The organism is Candidatus Krumholzibacteriia bacterium, assembly GCA_035268685.1.
GTDB lineage: Bacteria > Krumholzibacteriota > Krumholzibacteriia > JAJRXK01 > JAJRXK01 > JAJRXK01.
In genome coordinates, this window is the sequence record DATFKK010000136.1 from 23,704 (window position 1) to 32,699 (window position 8,996).

The 8,996-nt window shown below is 68.5% G+C and carries 11 protein-coding genes and 1 pseudogene; 4 read left to right on the forward strand and 8 right to left on the reverse strand.

Annotation, left to right across the window (positions count from 1 at the left end):
- The 7 genes and pseudogenes from VKA86_13080 to VKA86_13110 all read right to left on the reverse strand — a co-directional run bounded on the left by VKA86_13080 (position 1) and on the right by VKA86_13110 (position 4,598).
- Entirely contained in the window at positions 1–1,482 is a 1,482-nt protein-coding gene (locus tag VKA86_13080) for an aldehyde dehydrogenase family protein (protein HKK72147.1), read from the reverse strand.
- The gene (locus VKA86_13085) at positions 1,482–1,778 is read right to left on the reverse strand and encodes a EutN/CcmL family microcompartment protein (protein HKK72148.1); all 297 of its coding nucleotides are present in this window, start codon (positions 1,776–1,778) and stop codon (positions 1,482–1,484) included. The genes VKA86_13080 and VKA86_13085 overlap by 1 nt, the downstream gene beginning before the upstream one ends.
- A 6-nt stretch (positions 1,779–1,784) precedes the next feature.
- Positions 1,785–2,084, reverse strand: coding sequence for a BMC domain-containing protein (locus VKA86_13090; protein HKK72149.1), 300 nt, complete (start codon positions 2,082–2,084; stop codon positions 1,785–1,787).
- A gap of 60 nt (positions 2,085–2,144) precedes the next feature.
- Complete coding sequence (locus VKA86_13095) at positions 2,145–2,771, reverse strand: hypothetical protein (GenBank protein ID HKK72150.1); 627 nt, start codon at positions 2,769–2,771, stop codon at positions 2,145–2,147.
- Between the two features lie 20 nt (positions 2,772–2,791).
- Positions 2,792–3,472, reverse strand: coding sequence for a deoxyribose-phosphate aldolase (deoC, locus tag VKA86_13100; GenBank protein ID HKK72151.1), 681 nt, complete (start codon positions 3,470–3,472; stop codon positions 2,792–2,794).
- Between the two features lie 252 nt (positions 3,473–3,724).
- Positions 3,725–4,135 (reverse strand): annotated as a pseudogene (rpiB, locus tag VKA86_13105) (ribose 5-phosphate isomerase B).
- Between the two features lie 76 nt (positions 4,136–4,211).
- Positions 4,212–4,598 (reverse strand): transcriptional regulator, encoded by a 387-nt coding sequence (locus tag VKA86_13110; protein HKK72152.1) that lies wholly within the window; start codon positions 4,596–4,598, stop codon positions 4,212–4,214.
- Between the two features lie 182 nt (positions 4,599–4,780).
- Between VKA86_13110 and VKA86_13115 the strand changes: the two genes are divergently transcribed.
- A complete protein-coding gene (locus VKA86_13115) occupies positions 4,781–6,043 on the forward strand; it encodes a glycosyl hydrolase family 17 protein (protein HKK72153.1) in 1,263 nt (420 codons plus the stop codon).
- A 174-nt stretch (positions 6,044–6,217) separates the two neighbouring features.
- The gene (locus VKA86_13120) at positions 6,218–7,090 is read left to right on the forward strand and encodes an SDR family oxidoreductase (GenBank protein ID HKK72154.1); all 873 of its coding nucleotides are present in this window, start codon (positions 6,218–6,220) and stop codon (positions 7,088–7,090) included.
- A gap of 26 nt (positions 7,091–7,116) precedes the next feature.
- Here the strand turns inward: VKA86_13120 and VKA86_13125 are convergent, their stop codons facing one another.
- Positions 7,117–7,803 (reverse strand): DUF4395 domain-containing protein, encoded by a 687-nt coding sequence (locus VKA86_13125; protein ID HKK72155.1) that lies wholly within the window; start codon positions 7,801–7,803, stop codon positions 7,117–7,119.
- 189 nt (positions 7,804–7,992) lie between these two features.
- Here VKA86_13125 and VKA86_13130 point away from each other — a divergent pair, with 189 nt between their 5' ends.
- Together VKA86_13130 and VKA86_13135 are read left to right on the forward strand one after the other, a co-directional pair.
- Positions 7,993–8,670, forward strand: a complete 678-nt coding sequence (locus VKA86_13130) for a DUF480 domain-containing protein (protein HKK72156.1) — start codon at positions 7,993–7,995, stop codon at positions 8,668–8,670.
- Between the two features lie 92 nt (positions 8,671–8,762).
- A partial coding sequence (locus tag VKA86_13135) for a TIGR01777 family protein (protein ID HKK72157.1) occupies positions 8,763–8,996 on the forward strand: 234 nt, incomplete at its 3' end.

An 8,996-nucleotide genomic window follows, 5' to 3' on the forward strand; every position in this document is an offset into this window, starting at 1 on the left:
TCACACGATCCTGAAGTGGTCGACCATCACGCAGCGGCGACGGCGCGAGAAACTGAGGGCGGTGGTCATGCCTTCCCCCGTCGGACTGGCGATGGTGAAGCTCGTGCAGCCCTCGCCGCCGGAACCGAGCCCGGCCGCGATGGGCGCGTTCTTCACGAAGATGCTGGTGTTGATGGTGCGGGCCATGTGGCTCAGGGCGTCGATGTCGCGCGAGTGCATGCTCGCCGAGTGGCCGAAGCCGTGCTCGGACTCCCTGGCCAGCGCGATCGCGGTGTCGACGTCGGGAACACGGACGATCGGCAGCACGGGCATGAGCTGTTCCGACCACACGAGTGGGTGTTCCTCGGGGACGTCGGCGATGACCAGCCGCACGTCCGGCCGGGCCCGGACGCCGATCTCGGCGAGGATCACGTCGGCGTTCTTGCCCACCCACTTCTTGTCGATGGTGCCATGGGTTCGCGCTCGGGGCGTGCCCTCGAAAACCAGCCACTCGAGATCCGAGAGTTCCTTGCCCGAGACGAGGTGCGCACCGTGGGCCCGCATGTGACGGATCAGCTCGTCGGCCACGCTGTCGACCACGAAGACCTGCTTCTCGTCGACGCAGATGACGTTGTTGTCGAAGCTCGCGCCCCGGACGATGTCGCGGCCGGCCTGCTCGAGGTCGGCCGACGCGTCCACCACCACGGGCGGATTGCCCGGGCCCGCGCAGATCGCGCGCTTGCCCGACTTCATCGCCGCCTTCACCACTCCGGGACCACCGGTGACGACGAGCAGATTCACGTCGGGGTGCCCCATCAGCTCGGTCGCCGATTCGATGGTCGGCGTCGCCACGGCGGTGACCAGGTTCGGCGGACCGCCCACCGACCGGATCGCCCGGTCGATCGACTGCACCGTCTGCCGGGAACACGCCGCGGCCCCGGGATGGACGTTGAAGGCCACGGCGTTGCCCGCGGCCACCATCCCGATGGTGTTGCAGATGATCGTGCTGGTCGGGTTGGTGGTGGGCGTGATCGCGCCGATCACCCCGAACGGAGCCCACTCGGTCAGAGTGAGACCGTCGTCGCCGGTGGTCGTCTCGGGGACGAGGATCTCCGGGCCCGGCGTCTTGTCGGTGACGAGGCGGTTCTTCACGACCTTGTCCTCGTACCGGCCGAGGCCCGTCTCCTCCCAGGCCAGTCGCGCGAGGGCATCGCCCTCGCGGTGCATCGCCGCGCGGATCGCCGCGACGATCTCGTGGCGCTTGGCGAGGGTCATCCCGTCGAGGGCCTCGAAGGCGGCGCGGGCCGCGACGACGCACTCGTCGACGGTCTCGAAGATGCCCTCTCCCGGTTGCGCTTCCGGCGTGGGAACGTCTCGCGACGCGGGGGCCGGCGTCGGCGCCGGCCTCGGAGCCGGTGCGCTCGCTCCGGTCGGCGTTGCGCCCAGGCGCCCCGCGAGTTCCCGCGCGATGCGGTCGACCTGTGCGTCCGTGAGGCGCTGCATCAGCCGTCACCCTTCCGGTAGCGCTCCTCGCCCTCGATGTCCCAGCTGTCGACGATCGCCATGACGACGGCGTCGACCGGCTTGCCGTCGGTCTCGGCCGTCTGGCGGGCCGAGGAACCCGAGGCGTAGAGCACGTACTCGCCCTCACCGGCGCCGACGGCGTCGACGGCCACGACGCTGCCGCCGGTGAGCTCGCCGTCGGGACCCGCGACGCCGAGCAACAGCAACTTGAGACCCTCGATCCGGGACTCCTTCTTCGAGGAGACGACCCGTCCGAGAACACGCGCGAGATTCATTGCGACCTAGGCCCCCGCCTCGGACTCGGCCTGACGACCGAGCGGGATCACCGCGTCGACGTTGGTGTGCGGACGCGCGATGACGTGCACGGCGACGACCTCGCCGACGCGCGTGGCCGCGTTCTGCCCGGCGTCGCACGCGGCCTTCACCGCCGCGACGTCACCGCGCACGACCGCGGTCGTGTAACCGCCGCCGGTCTTCTCGTAGCCGACGAGGTCGACCCGGGCGGCCTTGACCATCGCGTCCGCCGCCTCGACGGTGGCCGCGAAACTCCTGCATTCGATCATTCCCAGAGCGTCTGCCATCTTGGTTTCCCTTCGGATCGGGGCCGGCGGCCCCGTGTGGTCGTGCCGGGCTTCGAGGAACTACTTCTTCTTCGCCGCGCGGCCCGTGATCGACTCGAGGGCTGCCACCGCAGCCGGACGAGCGGCTTCGACGTCTTCTTCTTCACCACCGATGTACACGCGGCCGAAGCTGCCCACCGCTCGCACTTCCAGGATGTTGATGTGGGCGGCCTTCTCGGCCTCGTTCGCGGCCAGGGCCGCGTAGCCGGCGGGCTCGACCTCGAGCACGAAGAGGGTCTGACCCGACAGGATCAGGTTCCCGTGCCGCATGCGGTTGATCAGCATGCACTGGTGGTCGTCGAGGTGTCGCACGACCTGGTCGGAGACGATGCGCGGCTTCATGCGCTCGTTCTCCTTCAGGCCCAGGGTGTCGAGGATCGCCTGCCCCGCCGCGCGCACGTCGGCCTGGCTGTCGGAGTGCACCTCGAGCATGCCGAAGTTGCGTTCGACGATCTGCATGCCGGGCGTGACGTTCGTGCTCTTGAGCGCGATGTCCATCACGCGGTTGATCTCGATGCCCGGCGCGATCTCGACGAACAGGCTCGCCTGCCCCACGCGCGGGAGGAAGCCCTGCGCGATCGTCGCCTGGAACGAGGCGAACTGCGGCTGCAGGCTGTCGATCACGCAATAGGCCCGGAGGTCGACCATGAACGTCTCCCTGTTCTGGATTAGTCGCTGACGGAGACCTGCTGGGCCTCCTGGATGATGCCGATGCTCGCACTCGCACCGATGCGCGTGGCTCCGGCATCGATCATGCGCTTGGCGTCGCCGAAACTGCGGATCCCGCCGGAGGCCTTGACCTCCATGCCGGCACCGTGGACGACCGAGGCCATGAGCGCCACGTCCTCGGCCGTGGCACCGCCCGAGGCGAAGCCGGTCGACGTCTTCACGAAGTTCGCCCGCGCGCGCTTGGACAGCTCGCAGGCACGGACCTTCTCCTCGTCGGTGAGCAGCGCCGTCTCGATGATCACCTTGCTCACCGCGCTGCCGTCGCGGCAGGCGTCGGTCACGGCGAGGATGTCCTTGTAGACGTCGTCGTCGTCGCCGCTCTTCAGTCGACCCACGTTGATGACCATGTCGATCTCCCGGGCGCCGTCGCGGATCGCCTTGCGCGCTTCCATGCCCTTGAGGTCGGGCGTGTTCGCGCCGAGCGGAAAGCCGACCACCGAACAGGTGAGGACCTTCGTCCCGCGCAGGCCCTCGGCCACCCTCTTCACCCAGCAGGGATTCACGCACACGCTGCGGAAACCGTACTCACGTGCCTCGGCGACGATCTTGTCGATCATCTCGCGCGTGGCGTCGGGCTTGAGGATGGTGTGGTCGATGTAGCGGGCGAGTTCGTCGGGAATGCGGCCGGGCGAATCGGGACCGTGCGTGAAGCAGCGCGCGCCGAGGTCGATGAGCCGGCGCGCGGCGTCGGGTGCGGTTCCGACACAGGGTCCCCCGTGGTACGCGCCGCCCGGCACCGACCCGAGGAGGCGTTGCAGTCGATCGACGATGCGGGCCATGTCGGCTTCGCTCAGACCGTCGAGGTCGACGCCGCTGACGCTCGGCGCGGAGGCGGTGGGCGCGGATCCGGGCGACGAGGGCTCGATCATCCCCACGCGTCGCTGGTGCCGCGACTCGGTGCAGTCGGTGTTCAGGAAGGCGTCGACGATCTGGCGCGCCAGGTTGGCCCCGATCAGCCCGGCGCCGAGGGTGAGCACGTTGGCGTCGTTGTGCTCGCGGCCGTTGCGCGCGCTGCTCAGGTCGTAGGCCATGGCCGCGCGCACGCCGGAGACCTTGTTGGCGACCATCGACGATCCGATGCCGGCGCCGTCGATCATGATCCCGCGCTCGGCCCGGCCCGCGGCGACGGCCTCGGCGACCTTCCGCGCGAAGACGGGATAGTCGACCGCGTCGGTCGAGTCGGTGCCCACGTCGATCACGAGGTGGCCCTTGCTCCGCAGCGCCTCGGCGAGCGTCTGCTTGAGGGGGAATCCGCCGTGGTCGGCACCGATGGCGATCTTCATGGGTCGTTCCTCACCTTCGTGCGCTCCCTTGTCGATCTCGTGGCCGGGTCGCGGCGGGCCCAGGGCGCTCGTGGCGCTACCACACCCGCGAATCGTCGATCGGCTCCCCGCGCCGGGGCGGTTTCGGGCCTCGCTCCTCGACCCGTGGTCTCGCCGGCCCCTCGACGGCCGCTCGCAGCCGCGCGATCAGGGTCTGCAGAGCACTCCGTCCTGCTTCGGTCAGTTCGAAGCAGGTGACCGTGCGCCCGCCCCGACGCGAGTGGTCCCGCGCGAGATAGCCCGCGTCGACCAGCTTGCCGGTCTGGACGTGGAGATTGCCGTCGGTCAGGCCCGTCTCCCGCCGCAACGCCATGAAACTCCAGCTCTTACCGTCCTCTTCGGTCGACGGTGGCCGCGCTGCCGTGGCCAGGATCGCCAGCCGGGCCGGGGTCCCGATCATCTCGTCGACGTCACTGTACTTCATCGCGTGAAGCCAGACTCCCGGAAGGGCAACCGCCGATGCCCCGAGGCTCGGCCAGTGCTTCTTACCATGAAGTGAAGGGCTGAGCAAGGGGCGAATCGCCGTCCCTGGCACGAAAACGGTCGCCGGACGACGGCGCCCGCGGCTAGAGTCCACGGACCGACATCCCCTCCGAGGAGCCGACCATGTCCCGTCCCGCGATGCGATCCGCCGTCCTGCTCGTCTGCCTGGTCCTGCTGGGCGGCTGTTCCCGCGGTTCCGGCGACGGCGAATCCACGGGCGAGGACCTGCTCGGCAACCCCGCCGTCACCGCCATCTCGTACTCCGGCCACCGCCTCGTCCCGCGCAGCGTGGAGAACACGCCCAGCGTGGAGCAGACCAAGGAAGACCTCCGGATCATGGCAGCCATGGGGATCGGCCTGCTGCGCACCTACAACACGACGATCTACCCGCACACCGAGCGCATCCTGCAGGCGATCCGCGAGTTGAAGGAGGAAGAACCGGGCTTCGAGATGTCCGTCATGCTCGGGGTGTGGATCCAGTGCGTGGACGCCTTCACCGAGAACGCCGACCACACCACCGGCGACACGCCGCACAACCAGCGCGAGATCGACGCCGCGATCCGGCTGACCGCCGAGTACTCCGACATCGTGGAGATCATCGCCGTGGGCAACGAGGCCATGGTCACCTGGCAGGGTCACTACGTGCCGTCGAGCGTGATCCTGCGGTGGGTGAAGCACCTGCAGGAAGCGCGCGAACGCGGCGACATCCCGGCGAGCACCCTGATCACCTCGTCGGAGAACTGGGCCGCGCTCGGCGGCGAGGAGAGCTACCGCAACGACGACCTGGCCGAACTCGTCACGCGCATGGACTTCCTGTCGCTCCACACCTACGCCTTCCACGACACCTACTACAACCCGGCGTTGCGCTGGGTGTCGAACGACGAAGAAGCCACGCTGCCGTTGGTCGAACAGATCGACCTGGCCGTCGAGCGCGCGATCGGGTTGCAGAGGGACCAGGTCCAGGCCGTGCGCGACTACCTCGCGTCGATCGGCGTGGACAAGGAGATCCACATCGGCGAGACGGGTTGGGCGAGCATGGACAACTCGTACTACGGGCCCGACGGCACCCGCGCCGCCGACGAGTACGTCGCCGGGAAGTTCCACGCCGCCGCGCGCACCTGGACCCGCGAGGCGGGCATGACCTGCTTCTACTTCCAGGCCTTCGACGAACCCTGGAAGAGCGACGGCACCGCCGGTTCGGAAGGGCACTTCGGCCTGATCACCGTCGACGGACGCGCGAAGTACGCGATCTGGGACCTGGTGGACGCCGGCCTGTTCGAAGGGTTGACCCGAGGCGGGAATCCCATCGTGAAGACGCACGACGGCGACGAAGCCGTGTTGCTGGAGGAGCTGCAGGCACCGGTGGCGTTGAAGTTCCAGCCGTGAGGGGCGTCGAGTCCGACCAGGTCCGGCGAAGCTCGTGACCATTCCGACACATCTCGACCGACGCACTTCGCTGTAGTCTTCCCCGCTCGTGCCATTCCGCGCGTGAGACGGGCCCCGTCCCGACTCGAGCCGTCGGACCGGCCCCGGCCCCCGTTCCACCGTGGAGACGTACGGATGCCCAAGAAGATCCTGATCACCGGCTGCAGCAGTGGATTCGGCCTCGACGCCGCCAAGACCCTGGCGAACAAGGGCCACCGGGTCTACGCGACGATGCGCGCCAGCGACGGCCGCAACGCGGCCAAGGCGCAGGAGTTGCGTGATTTCGTCCCCTCCGACGGAGGCTCGATCTCGGTCCACGAGATGGACGTCACCTCCGATGCGAGCGTCCGCGATGCCGTCGCCGCGATGGACGGTGTCGACGTGCTCGTCAACAACGCCGGCTACGGCTACGGCGGCCCGGTCGAGTCCTTCGAGAGCGAGGAGATCCTGGCCCAGCTGGACCTGAACATCGTCGGAACGGCCCGCGTCGCGAGTGCGGTCCTGCCAGGCATGCGCGAACGGGGGGACGGGCTGATCATCCAGGTCAGCTCGACCGCCGGGCGCGGTGCATTTCCCGGATTCGGGGTCTACCACGCGAGCAAGTGGGGGCTGGAGGGCATGAGCGAGGCCATGCGCTACGAGCTCGCCCCGCTGGGAATCGACGTCGTGATCGTCGAGCCCGGACCGTTCGCCACGAACTTCCTGGGCAACATCCAGCAGGGCTCACGGACCGACGTCATGGAGCACTACGCGCACGTCGGCGAGTTCTTCGAGGGCTTCCAGACGACCGTGAACGGGTTGTTCGAGAACGAGGATGCGCCGACGGATTCGCACGTGGTCGTGGACATCTTCTCTCGGCTCATCGACACGCCGAAGGGCGAGCGCCCCTTCCGGACGATCGCCGGACTCGACTTCGGCTTCCAGGCCCTGAACGATGCCTCCGAGCCGATCCGCAAGGCCGGCCTGGAATCGATGGGTGTCGGCCACTGGGACGGCCCGAAGGCCTGAGGCGCTCTCGCGGTGTGCGGGCGGCGCTACCCCGCCGCCTGCGCGTCGGTGAGCCCGAACAGGTCGAAGGGCGGCTGCACGAGGTCGTCGTGGAAGACCGCGGCGACGAGCACGACGTAGCCCACGAAGGCCAGCAGCACGACGGCCTGCGCCAGCGAGGACTTCTGGATCTCCTGGCGGTCCCGCACCTCGCAGACCTCGCCCGGGCAGTACTGCGCCTTCTCCTTGAAGATCGCCCGGTAGACCACGCAGCCGATGCAGATCCCGAAGGACGTCTCGAAGAAGAGGAACACCAGACAGATCAGGCAGATCAGCCCGGTGATCGGACTGAAGGAGTTCACCACGACCTGCAGCGCGAACATGACCGTGGCCAGGACGATCCCGATGATCCAGGCGAACTTCTTCTGCGCGGCGCCGACGTACTCCGGTGTCTGGTTGCGCACGATCCACCGACCCAGGATCAACGAGGGCGCGTAGCGCGGATTGACCACAACGCGGATCAGGATGTCGGTGAGGAAGATCGTGATCGCGTACTTCAGCAGCGTGAAGTCCCCCTGGAGCACCACGACCAGGATCGCGACGAACATCAGGACGAAGAGGATCCCGGCACCGGCGCGGATCTCCCGCTCGTTCAGGACGGGGATGTCGTAGCCGGGCACCGTCTCGCCGAACTGGAAGATCCCGTGCCGCGGCGGGCTGGTGGTCGCGCTCATGTCGGGTGTGACCTCGTCGTGGGGGGAAGGTGATGTGTCTACGGCGAGAGACCGGGAGAGTTTCGCGGCACGTCGACCGTCGGCGCGGTCGCCGAACTTCCGGCTCGACGCCGCCACCACAGAGGTTCACCATGGAACCCACCCCACGAGCGAACCCCGTTTCCTCCCGCCCAAGGAACGCCGACGACGATGTCCGACTCCACCGACTCCCACTCGGCCGCCCCGCGCCCGCTCGACGCGATGCAACGGCGCGTGCTCGGCGTGCTCGTCGAGAAGTCGAAGACCACGCCGGGTGGTTACCCGATGACGGTCAATTCGATCGTCACGGGCTGCAACCAGAAGAGCAACCGCGACCCGCTGACCGCGCTCGACGACGCCGACGTCATGAACACGCTGAACGACCTGATCAACCTCGGCGCGGTCGAGTTGATCGACTGGACGGGGCGCACCGACAAGTACAAACACCTGGCCTACGACTGGCTGTCGGTGGATCGCGCGGAGCTGGCCGTGCTCGGCGAGCTGCTGCTGCGCGGGCCGCAGACGCTCGGCGAACTGCGGGCGCGGGCGTCGCGCATGGAACCGATCGCCGATCTCGACGCGCTCCGGCCCGTCGTCGATCGACTCGTGCAGCGCGGTCTGATGCTCGAGCTGACCCCGCCCGGGCGCGGGCAGATCGTTGCGCACAACCTGTATCCGGCGGACGAACTGGCGGAGGTCCGCGAGCGGGTGGCCAGCGGGCCCTCGGAGCGCCCGGCATCGCGACCGGCAACGGGGGACTCCGAGATCGCCGCGTTGCGAGCGGAGATCACGGAGCTGCGTCAGCGGGTGCAGGCCCTCGAGGAGCGGCTCGATGCGTATCGCGGTTGATACCGCGGGCGGGTGCGCAAGACGAACGGGCCGCCCGCGTCTCGATCGGCGAGGACGTCCGCACGGACACCTCGCGCCGCGGAGGGCGTGACGTGCACTTCGTGAAGGAGAGCATCCTGCCCGCGTCGGTGGAAGAGGTCTTCGCCTTCCACGAACGTCCCGACGCCTTCGAACTCCTGCAGGCCCCGTGGGACACGGTGGAGATCATCACGCCGCCGACGAGCCTCGAGGTCGGTACCCGCGTCGAGTTGCGCACGAAGATCGGCCCGGTCTGGATCCGCATCGTGGCCGAGCACGTGGCCTACGAACGCAATCGCTTCTTCGAG